The following is an 11,815-nucleotide window of genomic DNA, read 5'->3' on the forward strand; positions in this document are numbered from 1 at the left end:
GCGCAGCAAAATTCAATTTCATGCGATCATATCCGCAATATGATCCTGACATGACCTACGATCTGCTCTCTGCGCTGGCGGCTTTTGCCTTTGTGTCCTCGATCACCCCGGGGCCGAACAATCTGATGCTGATGGCATCGGGGGCGAATTACGGGTTTCAGCGGACCATCCCACATATGCTGGGGGTGGGGATCGGCTTTACCGTGATGATCGTGATTGTCGGGTTGGGGCTGATGCAGCTGTTTGATCGGTATCCGGTGGTGCATCAGGTGCTTACCTATGTCAGCGTGGTCTATCTGCTGTGGCTGGCGTGGAAGATCGCGACCTCTGAGATGCCCGACACGTCAACACGGCGCTCGACACCCATGACATTCCTGCAGGCAGCACTGTTCCAGTGGGTCAATCCCAAGGCGTGGCAGATGGCGCTGACGGCGATCACGCTCTATGCGCCGGATCGGTCTGTTTGGGCGGTTGGGCTGGTGGCTTTGGTCTTTGGGCTTATCAACCTGCCCTGTGTCGGCAGCTGGACGGTACTGGGGCAAAAGATGCAACGCGTGCTGTCGAATCGCACACGTTTGATGGTTTTCAACTGGTCCATGGCGCTTCTTCTGGTGGCGACTCTTTTGCCCGTACTGTAACGTAGGGGAATGTCCCTGTTGTGTTTGCATACCGCCGATGTTCACCGCGCCACCTTTGACGGATTGCGCGACCGGATAACGCCGGGCACACCCCTGCAACATGTCGTCCGCGAAGACTGGTTCCATCGCGCCCAGAATGGCATTGCCGAGGATTTGGTGGCCGAGATTAGCGAGGCCGTTCAAGCCGCCTCGGGGCCCGTGATCTGCACCTGCACGACCCTCGGAGAAATCGCCGAGCAAGCGGGCGCGATCCGCATTGACCGGCCGATGATGCGCCGCGCGGCCGAGCATTTCGGCGATATCCTGCTGGCCTATTGCGTGCGATCGACTGAACGGCCCAGCCAGGCGCTGCTGCAACAGGAGATGGACGAGGCTGGGAACCCGCATAAGATTGCCCCATTGTTCATGGGCCAGCACTGGCCCCTGTTCGAAGAAGGCCGTCCCCATGCCTTTGCCCGCGCGGTGGCGACCGAGATCCGAAACGCTGTCTCTCAGCGCGCGGGGATCCGGGCGATCGTATTGGCCCAGGCCTCGATGGCCGGGGCCGCGATGTTATTGTCGGACCTGCCCGCACCTGTACTGGCCTCGCCCGTTTTGGCGCTCAAGGAAGGTCTGGCCCGGCTTTAGGCCGCCAACGGCAGATAGATCAGCGTCTTCAGATCTGCCGGGGCCGCATTGGCAGGGGTGTTCAGATAGTGCTCGACCGCTGGATAGGGCCCCGGTTCTTCGCCCGAGTCCGGCAACCAGACGCCGTAAAGATAGTTATAGGCCTCTTGCAGCCCACTATAGGGACCATCAAATTGCAGCACGGCGGCTCGGCAAGCGGGGATGTCGAATTGTTCCAGCCCCTCGGGCAAATCCAGATCGGGCGCGCCATCAAAGGCGGCAAAACTGCGCAGATCCGATTCAGGCACTGAATCTTTGTCATCAAAATACGCCCCATACATGCCGCGCACATGCGGCCACAGGTTTCGCGCCGCCATCGTCGCGTTCAAGGCTTCAAAGGCGTTCGAGATGCCCGTGTAGGGGCCCTTGTGCCAAACGCCCATCAGGCGCAAGGGGGCCAACTGGGTAGTTTCAACTTTGAACATGGTCTGTTCTCCTGTCTGATGCTGAGTAAGCACGGGCGGTTTGCCCGCGTGCCGATACTCTTTGGCCGAACAGCCAAATTCCGAGGAAAACGCCCGCGCAAAGCTGGCCTTGTCCGGATACCCGACCGACGCTGCGATCTGTGCAATCGGTCGATCCTCGTGCACCAGGCGCATCGCAGCGATGTGCATCCGCAACCTGCGCACCGTGCCGGTGATCGTCTCGCCCATGACACCACGCCAGACGCGGGACCAGTGAAACCGGCTCATGGCCGCGACATCCGCCAGCACGTCCAATGACAGGTCCTGGGCCGGGTGATCGTGGATATAGCGCAGCACGCGCTGGATTCGGTCTTCGTAGTTCTGGGTTCTCATCTGGGCCTCTTGTCTGGGATCCTTTCGATCCGCGACCAATCTCGTATCAGCCCACCCAACCTGCAAGAAATGCAGGTCGCAAGTCTTGCTATGTTGCATCTGCGCGCCGGTGCGGCCATATATCCCCAAATCACGGTGGAGAACGATGCATGACCAACTACCTCGACTTTGAACGCCCGCTGGCCGAAATCGAAGGCAAGGCCGAAGAGCTGCGCGCGATGGCCCGGCAAAACGAGGAAATGGACATCGAAGCCGAAGCCGCGGCTTTGGACAAGAAAGCTGCCGAGCTGCTGGACGAGCTGTACAAGGGGCTGACCCCATGGCGCAAATGCCAGGTCGCGCGTCACCCTGATCGTCCTCATTGTCAGGACTATATCGAGGCCCTGTTCACCGAATACACCCCGCTGGCTGGCGATCGGAACTTTGCCGACGATCTGGCCGTGATGGGTGGTCTGGCCCGGTTCAACGACCAGCCGGTGGTCGTGATCGGCCATGAAAAAGGCAACGACACCAAATCGCGGATCGAACGCAATTTCGGCATGGCCCGCCCCGAAGGCTATCGCAAAGCCATCCGCCTGATGGAAATGGCCGACAAGTTCGGCCTGCCGGTCGTGACGCTGATCGACACCGCTGGCGCCTATCCCGGCAAGGGCGCCGAAGAGCGCGGCCAGTCCGAAGCGATCGCGCGCAGCACTGAGAAATGTCTGCAAATCGGCGTGCCGCTGCTGAGCGTAATCATTGGCGAAGGTGGCTCGGGCGGGGCGGTGGCCTTTGCCACGGCGAACCGCGTCGCGATGCTGGAACACTCGGTCTATTCGGTGATCTCGCCCGAGGGCTGCGCCTCGATCCTATGGAAAGATGCGGACAAGATGCGTGAGGCCGCCGAGGCCCTGCGCCTGACCGCTCAGGATTTGAAACAGCTGGGCGTCTGCGACCGTGTCATTGCCGAACCCAAAGGCGGCGCGCATCGCGATCGCACCGCGACGATCGACTCGGTTGGCAAAGCCATCGCGTCGATGCTGGCCGAGTTGAAAGACAAATCCGGGGACAAGCTGATCTCGGACCGTCGCCAGAAATTCCTGGCAATGGGCGACAAGGGGCTGGCGGCCTAAGCCCCTCAGGTCACAAGCATTTTCAGACCCTGCGTAACGTCCGAGCGTACAGCCAGGCGCAGGCCAGGTTCATCCCCGGCCTTCAGCGCGGCGATTATCAGACGGTGGAATTGCGGCGGCTCTTTGCGCCGCAAACGCCCATAGAGCGCCCGCATGGTCGGCCCCAGTTGCAACCAAACGGTCTCGGTCATCGCCAGCATCGCCGGAGCCTGCGCGCGCAGATACAGCGTTCTGTGAAATTCCAGATTGGTGCGAATATAGCCCACCGCATCCTGTTGCTCGATCATCTCGGTGACGGTGTTGTTGATGGCCTGCAAGCGGTCGATCAGCGCCATATGGGCCCGGGGCAGGGCTCGGCTGGCCAGTTCGACCTCGAGCAGGGAACGCAGCACCGCCAGCTCCTCGATCCGTTCGCTGCTGAGTTCCGGGGTCGAGACCCGCCCCGAGGGCGACATCATCAGCGCCCCCTCGGCGACCAAACGGTTCACCGCTTCGCGCGCGGGGGTCATCGAGACCTCGAATTCCTTGCCGACACCGCGCAGCGTCAGGGACTGGCCCGGCGCAATCTCGCCATGCATGATGCGGCTGCGCAGACCGCGAAACACACGGTCATGGGCAGGGGGCGAGGGATCTTGTCGTTGCGTGAGTTGCATATTGGTTTTGTGATCACAAAACCGATCCACGTCAATCGTCAAAGCGATAGCGATGCAACCCGGCCCCGTTTTGCCGCAACCAATTCCGGGGCGTCTGATAGGGGCCGTACAATTGCTGAACCGTGTCCCAAAAGGCGCGAGAGTGGTTCATATGCTCTAGATGCGCGACTTCGTGTGCTGCGACATAGGTCAGCACCTCGGGCGGCGCCAGAATCAGCCGCCACGAATACATCAGCCCCCCAGCCGAGGAACACGACCCCCACCGCGAACGCGTATCACGCAGCGTGATCCCGCGATACGGTTTGCCCAGCAGCGCAGCGTAGTGATCCGAGGCCGCCGCCAACCGATCCCGCGCCAGCTCTTTCAAAAACCCCTGCAAGCGCGCCTGAACCCGCGCATCGGGGCCGGGTACCAGCAGTCTGTTTTTCCCGCATCACCACCCGACGCCCAGGCCCGGGCTCAACCACGCGATTCTGGCCATCCACCGGCAGCGATACCCCATGCCCCACGCGCACCCTGTCGGGCTGATCGGCGATATGGCCGCGAATCCACTCGGCCTTTTCTTGGGCAAACTCCAGCGCCTCGGCCTCGTTGACGCCATTGGGCAGGGTCAACACAACACGCCCGTCCAATCCCGACACCCGCAAAGAGATCCGGCGCGCCCGCGCCGATCGTTTCAAATGAACCGAAATTGGGGGGTTGCCGGCCAGCACGTGATGCCCCATATCGCCTCCTGTTCGCGAAATCCCGAAAAGGCTGTGAAAGCCTTTGACACACGGGTCCTGTTATGGCAGTTGGCGCGGATCGTCGACAAGACTAATGGAATTAAAAGGGGATTACCCATGCCTAAGGAAGAATGGGGCACAAAACGTGTTTGCCCGACCACCGGCAAGCGGTTCTATGACCTGAACAAGAACCCGATCGTCAGCCCCTATACCGGCGAGGTCGTGGAAGTAGACACCGGCAAAAGCCGTATGATCGCAGCGGACGCCGAAGACGCCGCAACCAAGAAAATGCGCGAAGCAGAGACCGATTCGGACAGCGAAGTTCTGGACGATGACGTTGATGTCGAACTGGATGACGACTTGCTGGATGATGACGATGACGACAATGTCTCGTTGGATGAACTGGCAGATGTCCCAGCCGATGATGACGAGTCCTGAGCCGTCATAAAAAAGTTTCCCGGGGCGGAATTTTCCGCTTGATCCCGCCCCCGGCATCCCATAGATAGCGGCGCACAGACTGAAACAGTCTGGAAGTTTGGGGCCTTAGCTCAGCTGGGAGAGCGCCTGCATGGCATGCAGGAGGTCAGCGGTTCGATCCCGCTAGGCTCCACCAAACCTTCCTCGTAAATCACTATTAAGTTCCGCCTATTTGGTCAGATATGTTGCCTCTGGCTGCGCGAAACGTGTCATCTACCGCATATTCTCAGTCGATCTATTGAAATCTTGGCTTTGCATGCAAAGGGCGAATTCCGGAAAAAAAACTCTTACTAATTTGAGGTTCTGTCGCTGATTTAATTCTTGCAGGGATGTGAGGGGTTTGGTGATGATGGGACCGAGGTAGGAAGCGCAGGCGGCGCTGTTTTGTGAGTTCTCGCTGGACGACCATGTCCCGCAAGACCATCTGCTACGCTCGATTGATCGGTTTGTTGATCTGGATGACATCCGCCAATATCTGGCCGAGTTTTACAGCCACACAGGCCGTCCATCTATCGACCCGGAACTGCTGATCCGCATGTTGCTTGTGGGATATTGTTTCGGCATCAGGTCTGAACGCCGTCTGTGCAAAGAAGTGCATCTGTTTGAGAAGACCGTCGCGCGATGCATTGCAGATGGTCTGGTCAGTGGACAGAGGCTCGCCACAGACACCAGCTTGATTGAGGCTGACGCCAACAAGCAAAACTCCACGCCTAAAGAAGATTGGGACCACAGTGCCAGTAACCCGAATGACGCGCCTCGCGCCGTTCGCGAGTATCTCGACGCCTTGGATGATGCTGCATTCGGTGCCGCATCCACTGTCGAGCCAAAGTTTACGTTTCGTTCTGATCCATCGAGCCAGTGGACGGCAGCTAGGAAAGGACCAGCATTCTTTAGCTATTCGACCAATTACTTCATCGACACCGACCACAGCGTTATCGTGGATGTTGTGAGGGCACTCGGTCAATCCGACAGGCTGAAGTCGGTTCCGTGCGCACCTTGCTGGATCGGGTGGAACTACATGATATTGACCCAGAATGGACCTGTCGCGGTTTGATACCGCTCCTTTGATAGCATTTACTGCAGCAAAGGAGACTGACTATGGGAACGAAACGAACGGATGAATTCCGCGCTGATGCGGTGCGGATTGTGCTTACAAGCGGGCTAATCTGGCGTCTCGTTGCGGCACGCGTCACCGGCCGCGAAGCGAAGGATTAGCCCGAGACCATCACGCGGCGTGGTGTTCAATCGTCCGAATTGTGCGTCACACGCGGGTCGATCGGCCCCAGCGGGCCGCCCACGGCCATCTCGACGGCACGGGCCGCGGCAAGAAGTTTGGCTTCACCGCGATGCGGGCCGATCAATTGTAGCCCGACGGGAACTCCGTCATCGTTGAGACCCACCGGAACCGAGATCGCGGGCAAACCGGTGACCGGGGAGAGGTAGGCGAACTCGAGCCAAGTTACGTAGTCCATTGTTTCACAGCCGTCGATCATGGTGGGGTATTCGGCCTCTACCGGGCCAGGGTGCAAGCCGTTGACGGGGCAGGCTAGCACATCGAAGTCGGTTAGAAATTCGGACATGTTTTCAAAGATATGGCTCCGGTTGGCTTCGGCGGCGTGGATGTCGTCGAGCGTGAGTGCCTCGCCCTGGCGGATGTTGCCTGCCAGCGTGGGTTTGAAATGGCGTGTAACCTCATCGGGAATTTTTCGTGCGAGGGCGGCCCAGAACATGCCGCGCAAGTCGCGGTAGGTCTTGCTCAACTCTGGAAGTTCAGGGCAGTCCTCGACGACCGTGGCACCCTGGCCTGCGACTTTCTCCAACGCCGCGCGGAGATGTTTTTCCATCGAACGCGAGACCTTGGTAAAGCCGTTCAGGTCTGGTGAGAAGGCGATCCGCAGCTTGCCGTCGGCGCGATGCACCGCGTCCTGATATGATGTAGCGGGCGCGGGAAAGGACAGCGGCGAGAGCGGATCGAACCCCGCCATCGCATCGAGAAAGAGCGCGCAGTCCAGGACGCTTCGGGCCATCGGCCCCTGCACCCCCAGGTCCTTGAACAGGAGGCCGTCCGGCCCGCTGCCCACGATGCCGGGGCTGGGGCGCAGGCCGACGACGCCGCAATAGGCGGCCGGCGTTCGGATCGACCCGGCGAGATCCGAACCGTGGCTCAACCAGACTTCGCCCGTGGCCAGCGATGCCGCTGCTCCGCCCGACGAGCCGCCTGCGTTGAGCGAGGTGTCCCAGGGGTTTCTCGTTTTGCCGAAGACCTCGTTGAAGGTGTTCCCGCCTGCTCCCATCTCGGGCGAGTTGGTCTTGCCGACGACGAGACCGCCGCGTGCCTCCAGACGTTTCACGAGTGGGTCGGTTTTGTCGGGAATGTTGTCTGCCAGCGCTCTGGTACCGAAAGTGGTGCGCACGCCCGAAACATTGGTCAGGTCCTTGATCCCCAAAGGCAGGCCGGCCAGCCATCCGGGATGATCGCGGGCCGAGTCATCAAGCGCTGTCGAATGGGCCTCTGCCCTGTCCCAGCAGCGCGTCGGCATGGCGTTCACTGCCGGTTCCACTGCTTCAGTCCGAGCGCGCGCCGCCGCAAGCGCCTCGTGTGGCGAGATATCTCCTTTGCGCAAAAGCCCGACAACCTCATAGGCCGAGAGGGCACAGATTTCCGGTCCGTTAAACCCCGGTTTCTTCTTCGTCTTCATACTGGCTACCGCTGCTTGAGGGGTGAGGTGCCCACCGGCAGGGCACCTCGATTTGTGGATGACTTCCTACTTGAAGTAGGCACTACGCTCGCGGGCATAAGCCACGTCGTAGATCGTTTTGTAGGACGCGGCTTTCTCGGCGTAGTCATAAAAGGAAGTGGCGAGCTTGCCGACGAAGTCGTCGGAGTTCATTACCTCGGTCATCACCTTCTTCGAAGCTTTGCGCAACGCATCCCAGACGTCTTCGGGGAATTCACTGATGGTCAGACCTTCGACAGCACGCAGCTTTTCCAGACCCAGCATGTTGGAATGGAGAGAGTTGGCCACCAACCGGTTGGCCTCCGCCTCGCTCGCCATTTCAACAAGCAATTTCAGTTCGTCGGAAAGCGCGTTCCACGCGTCAAGGTTGATGCCATACTCGATGCCCCCGTAATTGTCCGAAAACGACGGAGTGTACATGTAGTTCGCCACCTTGTGCAGGCCGAAGGCCATGTCGAACGAGGGGCCGACCCATTCCGCACCGTCAAGCGTGCCCGATTGCAATGCCGGGAAAATCTCGCCCGCTGGGACAGAGACGGCGTTCATGCCGATCTCCGACAGTACCTGCGCACCGAAACCGGTGATACGAAAGTTCAGGCCCTGAAGGTCCTCGAGTGAGTTTACCTCCTTGGTGAACCAGCCGGCGGTCTGAACGCCAGTCCCGCCGCCCACGAAAATTTGCAGACCACGCGGATGGGTGAATTCGTTGATCAGTTCCTGCCCGCCGCCATAATAGACCCAGGCGTGCATTTCGTCGGGCAGAAGGCCGAAGGGCGCTACCGAGGTGAAGGAATGCGCAAGGTCGCGGCCTGCGAACCAGGACCCCGAGCCGTGGTAGACCTGCGCGGTGCCGTTCTCGACGGCCTCCTGCGTGCCAAAGGGCGGGACCAGTTCGCCACCTCCAAAGACGGTGATTTCCAGCTCACCGCCAGAAAGCTTGTTGATCCGCTCGGCCCAACGCAGCGACGAGGTGCCCGCGCCTGGGAAGTTCTTGGGGAGCGATGTGACCATCTTCCACTGGTGCTTGGCCTGTGCGCGGGCGATTGTCGGGGCCGCCAGCGCGAACGGAGCCGCGGCGGCACCGTTTCTCAGGAACTTGCGTCTGTGCATGTCATGTTTCCTTCAAATATGGGTCGGTTATCGGTAGATGACCTGGGGTAGCCAGGTCGCGATTTCGGGCACCCCGGCCACCAAACCCAGCGCGAACATCTGGATCAGGATGAAGGGGATGATCGAGCGATAGATTTCGCGCGTGGTCAGGCTCGGCGGTGCGACAGAACGGAAGTAGAAGAGCGCGTAGCCGAAGGGAGGCGTCAGGAAGCTCATCTGAAGGTTCATCGAGATCAGAACAGCGAACCAGACCGGATCGACTCCCGCGGCAAAGAGCGGCGGACCAGCCACTGGCACAACGATGAAGATGATCTCGACATATTCAATGATGAAGCCCAGCAGGAAGATCACCACCATCACCGCAAAGAGCGCAGTGACGATACCGCCCGGCAGGTTGTTGAGAAACTCAGTCACCATGTGTTCGCCGCCCAAGCCCCGGAAGACCAGCGAGAGCATCGTGGCCCCCAGCACAATCAGTACCAACATGGCAACCATGCCTGCGGTCTCGCTCAGCACCGGCATCAGCTTGCCGATGCCCGCAACCTGAGCCAGCGCCAGCAGCAGACCGGCGAGGAATACGACCAGCGCGACGATCCCGACCGCCATGAGCATTGGCGACGCATTGGCGCCACCCATGCTTTTGACTGCGACCAGCAAGAAAACCGCAGGCAGCACTGCCATCAGTACCGTGCGTCGCCAGCCGGGCATTTGCTTGCCGTCAAGCGCCACCATCACCAGCGCTCCAGCCGCACCGAGTGCCGCAAATTCGGTCGGTGTGGCGATTCCCATAAGGATCGAGCCCAGCACCAACAGTATCAACGTCAACGGCAGCACCAGCGCGTACACCACTTCGCGGGTTTGCAACTTTTGGCCTTCGCCCTTGCCGAAATCCCTCACCGGTGGGCAATCCTCTGGCCTTAGCCGCGAAACGACGAACACATAGCCGATATAGAGCGCGACCAGCAGCAACCCGGGCAAGAGCGCCCCTGCGAAGAGATCGCCCACCGACACCGGATCGGGCGCGAAGTCTCCTGCGCTGCGGCGACCCGCCTGGTAGGCGCTGGAAATTTGGTCGGCCAGCAAGATCAGCAGGATCGACGGCGGGATAATCTGGCCCAACGATCCCGACGAACAGATCACCCCGGCGGCAAGCCGCGGGGAGTAATTGGCCGACAACATCGCAGGCAGGGCGATCATACCCAGCATAAAGATCGTCGCCCCGATCACGCCGGTCGACGCCGCCAAGAGAGCACCCACGATGATCACAGCATAAGCCATCCCGCCACGCCGCTGACCGAAGAGTGCACCTGCGGTCAGCATCATGCGCCGCGCGATGTCCGATTTTTCCAGCAACCCGCCCATCACCACGAACAGCGGGACCGAAAGGAATATCGGGTTGGTCAGCAGTCCGAAGGTGCGCGAGGGGAAGGCGTCGATGAACGCCAGATCGAACCCGCCGGTCGCAGCCCCCAGCAGGGACACCAACACGGGCACGCCGAAGAGTACGAACGCGATCGGCGCGCCGCTCAGGATGCCACCGAAAAGCAGGATCACCAGCAGAAAGAGAAGAATTTCGTGGCTCACTTTACGTCATCCTTGCCGAAAGGGCGCGGGCGCAGACCCATGTAGAGCGCGAGTAGAAACAGCAATACAAAGAAGAGCGTCAGGGTGGTCTTGAGCAGGAAGTACCCCGGCAAGCCGCCGATCGTGGGCGAGGCTTCGTAGACCGACCAGGAATTCAGCGTGGGCCCAAGTGAAGCCCAGGCGGCATAGGCCGTAGCGGGGGCTAGAAAGGCCAGCAGCGCGATACGGTCGAGCAGGTTGCGGCGGCGACGCGACCAGTTGGCGTAAAAGACGTCGACCCGCACACTCTTGTTCAAGAGCAGCACCGCGAGCCCAGGTAGCAGCACGCTGAAGAAGAAGAGATAGACCATCGCGTCCTGCGTCCAGGATGCGCCCAACGAGAAAACGTAGCGCAACGCGACTACGCTGACCTGCATCACAAGAAGCACCGCCAGCAACACTCCGGCCACCTTCGTAAGCGCAACGACAAATACATTGAGTCTACTGTCCACGACACACCTTCCCTGATTTCTTCGTGTAATATTCACTTAATTATTTTATAAAATCAAGAGCTCTGTTTTATATTATTGCATTGCCAAGAATGGGCCGATAGTGATGTGCCCAAAAGGACATGAAGAATGGGCGCACAAGCAGACCTTGTGGAAGAGGACATCATCCGTCGCATCGAATCGCGCCAACTCATGCCCGGCGAAAAGATCAGCGATCAGGAGCTGCGTGAACGCCTCAACACCTCAGGAACTCCGGTGCGCGAAGCCTTCCTTCGCCTAGAGGCAAGGGGCATCGTGGAGCGACGTTCAAGCGGCGGTGCCTTCGTGGTGCAAAGCGATCTCGCCGGGATGCTGGAGCTGGCGGAAGCGCTGGCAGAAGCGGAGGGTGCAGCAGCCTACCGGGCTGCACGACGGATCAATCAGACACAAATCGATAAACTGGAAAAGGCACTCGTTTCCTGTGAAACGACCGATACCCGCAAAACCCCTTATTACGACTGCAACTTGAAGTTCCATTTGGCCATCGCTGAAGCGGCAGGTAATCGCTATCTTCTGGAGTTGATCCAGAACCTCGGTTGCAGGCTCGTCGCCTACATGGCCGTTCGGCTGGACTTGAAAGATCAGATCGCCCGGTCCAACGCCGATCATCGGCTGCTTTTCGAGGCGATCACGAGTGGAGAAGCAGATCGCAGTCGCGAATTGATGATGCAGCACATTACGATGAGCGACGGCGTGGCGCTCGACGTGATGAACAGGCTTAATGCTCCAGTATGATTGAAAATATGGGCCAAAGCCCCTTGCTTCAACACCCATAGGAGACGCAGTTC

The 11,815-nt window shown here is 59.7% G+C and carries 11 protein-coding genes, 1 tRNA gene and 2 pseudogenes; 7 read left to right on the forward strand and 7 right to left on the reverse strand.

The annotated features are described in order from the left end of the window. Positions 1 to 50 precede the first annotated feature (50 nt). The gene (locus ACXADQ_RS04310; RefSeq protein WP_475315855.1) at positions 51 to 638 is read left to right on the forward strand and encodes a LysE family translocator; all 588 of its coding nucleotides are present in this window, start codon (positions 51 to 53) and stop codon (positions 636 to 638) included. 9 nt (positions 639 to 647) lie between these two features. Continuing rightward, a complete protein-coding gene (locus ACXADQ_RS04315; protein WP_475315856.1) occupies positions 648 to 1,265 on the forward strand; it encodes a hypothetical protein in 618 nt (205 codons plus the stop codon). Here ACXADQ_RS04315 and ACXADQ_RS04320 read toward each other — a convergent pair. Next, on the reverse strand, positions 1,262 to 2,101 hold the full coding sequence (locus ACXADQ_RS04320) for an AraC family transcriptional regulator (protein WP_475315857.1): 840 nt from the start codon (positions 2,099 to 2,101) through the stop codon (positions 1,262 to 1,264). The genes ACXADQ_RS04315 and ACXADQ_RS04320 overlap by 4 nt on opposite strands. 149 nt (positions 2,102 to 2,250) lie before the next feature. Between ACXADQ_RS04320 and ACXADQ_RS04325 the strand changes: the two genes are divergently transcribed. Then, positions 2,251 to 3,213 carry an acetyl-CoA carboxylase carboxyltransferase subunit alpha gene (locus tag ACXADQ_RS04325; RefSeq protein ID WP_475315858.1) on the forward strand — a complete coding sequence of 321 codons (963 nt, stop codon included), beginning with the start codon at positions 2,251 to 2,253 and terminating at the stop codon, positions 3,211 to 3,213. A gap of 5 nt (positions 3,214 to 3,218) precedes the next feature. On the opposite strand, the gene ACXADQ_RS04330 is transcribed toward ACXADQ_RS04325, so the two are convergent. Together ACXADQ_RS04330 and ACXADQ_RS04335 are read right to left on the reverse strand one after the other, a co-directional pair. After that, positions 3,219 to 3,866 carry a GntR family transcriptional regulator gene (locus ACXADQ_RS04330; protein WP_475315859.1) on the reverse strand — a complete coding sequence of 216 codons (648 nt, stop codon included), beginning with the start codon at positions 3,864 to 3,866 and terminating at the stop codon, positions 3,219 to 3,221. Between the two features lie 31 nt (positions 3,867 to 3,897). Beyond that, positions 3,898 to 4,591, reverse strand: a pseudogene (locus ACXADQ_RS04335) (M48 family metallopeptidase). A gap of 117 nt (positions 4,592 to 4,708) precedes the next feature. Between ACXADQ_RS04335 and ACXADQ_RS04340 the strand changes: the two are divergent. The 3 genes and pseudogenes from ACXADQ_RS04340 to ACXADQ_RS04350 form a co-directional block, all read left to right on the forward strand. Then, positions 4,709 to 5,029 (forward strand): TIGR02300 family protein, encoded by a 321-nt coding sequence (locus ACXADQ_RS04340; protein WP_475315860.1) that lies wholly within the window; start codon positions 4,709 to 4,711, stop codon positions 5,027 to 5,029. Between the two features lie 99 nt (positions 5,030 to 5,128). Further along, positions 5,129 to 5,204: transfer RNA gene (locus ACXADQ_RS04345), tRNA-Ala, on the forward strand. Between the two features lie 243 nt (positions 5,205 to 5,447). Further along, positions 5,448 to 6,103: pseudogene (locus tag ACXADQ_RS04350) on the forward strand (transposase); the annotation flags it as partial. 206 nt (positions 6,104 to 6,309) lie between these two features. On the opposite strand, the gene ACXADQ_RS04355 reads toward ACXADQ_RS04350, so the two are convergent. The 4 genes from ACXADQ_RS04355 to ACXADQ_RS04370 form a co-directional block, all read right to left on the reverse strand. Beyond that, positions 6,310 to 7,767 (reverse strand): amidase, encoded by a 1,458-nt coding sequence (locus ACXADQ_RS04355; RefSeq protein ID WP_475315861.1) that lies wholly within the window; start codon positions 7,765 to 7,767, stop codon positions 6,310 to 6,312. Positions 7,768 to 7,833: 66 nt separating this feature from the next. Continuing rightward, positions 7,834 to 8,916 carry a TRAP transporter substrate-binding protein gene (locus tag ACXADQ_RS04360; protein ID WP_475315862.1) on the reverse strand — a complete coding sequence of 361 codons (1,083 nt, stop codon included), beginning with the start codon at positions 8,914 to 8,916 and terminating at the stop codon, positions 7,834 to 7,836. 27 nt (positions 8,917 to 8,943) lie between these two features. Then, a complete protein-coding gene (locus ACXADQ_RS04365; RefSeq protein WP_475315863.1) occupies positions 8,944 to 10,500 on the reverse strand; it encodes a TRAP transporter large permease in 1,557 nt (518 codons plus the stop codon). Beyond that, entirely contained in the window at positions 10,497 to 10,991 is a 495-nt protein-coding gene (locus ACXADQ_RS04370; RefSeq protein ID WP_475315864.1) for a TRAP transporter small permease subunit, read from the reverse strand. Before ACXADQ_RS04370 ends, ACXADQ_RS04365 begins: the two co-directional genes overlap by 4 nt. 126 nt (positions 10,992 to 11,117) lie before the next feature. On the opposite strand from ACXADQ_RS04370, the gene ACXADQ_RS04375 reads away from it, so the two are divergent. Beyond that, positions 11,118 to 11,762 (forward strand): GntR family transcriptional regulator, encoded by a 645-nt coding sequence (locus ACXADQ_RS04375; protein ID WP_475315865.1) that lies wholly within the window; start codon positions 11,118 to 11,120, stop codon positions 11,760 to 11,762. Positions 11,763 to 11,815: the final 53 nt, after the last annotated feature.

The organism is Thalassovita sp. ABM4_323 (assembly GCF_056158665.1).

What these genes read in the sequence shown, in the direction of transcription:
- ACXADQ_RS04320 (WP_475315857.1), bottom strand. Translation starts at nt 2,101, where the DNA reads ATGAGAACCCAGAACTACGAAGACCGAATCCAGCGCGTGCTGCGCTAT.
- ACXADQ_RS04315 (WP_475315856.1), top strand. Translation starts at nt 648, where the DNA reads ATGTCCCTGTTGTGTTTGCATACCGCCGATGTTCACCGCGCCACCTTT.
- ACXADQ_RS04375 (WP_475315865.1), top strand. Translation starts at nt 11,118, where the DNA reads ATGGGCGCACAAGCAGACCTTGTGGAAGAGGACATCATCCGTCGCATC.
- ACXADQ_RS04330 (WP_475315859.1), bottom strand. Translation starts at nt 3,866, where the DNA reads ATGCAACTCACGCAACGACAAGATCCCTCGCCCCCTGCCCATGACCGT.
- ACXADQ_RS04310 (WP_475315855.1), top strand. Translation starts at nt 51, where the DNA reads ATGACCTACGATCTGCTCTCTGCGCTGGCGGCTTTTGCCTTTGTGTCC.
- ACXADQ_RS04325 (WP_475315858.1), top strand. Translation starts at nt 2,251, where the DNA reads ATGACCAACTACCTCGACTTTGAACGCCCGCTGGCCGAAATCGAAGGC.
- ACXADQ_RS04340 (WP_475315860.1), top strand. Translation starts at nt 4,709, where the DNA reads ATGCCTAAGGAAGAATGGGGCACAAAACGTGTTTGCCCGACCACCGGC.
- ACXADQ_RS04355 (WP_475315861.1), bottom strand. Translation starts at nt 7,767, where the DNA reads ATGAAGACGAAGAAGAAACCGGGGTTTAACGGACCGGAAATCTGTGCC.
- ACXADQ_RS04360 (WP_475315862.1), bottom strand. Translation starts at nt 8,916, where the DNA reads ATGCACAGACGCAAGTTCCTGAGAAACGGTGCCGCCGCGGCTCCGTTC.